This window comes from Methylophaga sp. SB9B (assembly GCF_004832235.1).
GTDB classification, from domain to species: domain Bacteria; phylum Pseudomonadota; class Gammaproteobacteria; order Nitrosococcales; family Methylophagaceae; genus Methylophaga; species Methylophaga muralis.
Window position 1 is genome coordinate 1 of sequence record NZ_SSXS01000055.1, and the last position, 255, is coordinate 255.

At 44.3% G+C, this 255-nt stretch carries 1 protein-coding gene; it reads right to left on the reverse strand.

Translation table 11 applies throughout. From position 1 onward, the window contains the following. Nucleotides 1–255, reverse strand: a 255-nt coding sequence (gene ruvC, locus E8Q33_RS15110) for a crossover junction endodeoxyribonuclease RuvC (RefSeq protein ID WP_136555717.1), incomplete at both ends; no start/stop codon positions are given.

Below are 255 nucleotides of genomic sequence, written 5' to 3' on the forward strand. Positions count from 1 at the left end.
GTCATCATATACTGGACTTGCTCTTTTTTGGCATGTCCATTGCCAACTACAGCTTTTTTTATTTGGGTTGCAGAATATTCATGGACCAGTAGCTGCTGGCTGACAGCGGCACAGATGGCGGCACCACGTGCCTGGCCAAGTTTTAAAGCCGAATCGGCATTTTTATGCAGGAATACTTGTTCGATAGCCATAATATCGGGCTGATAACGCTGAATAATATCGGTCAGCCCTTCAAATATCTGCTTTAAACGATTG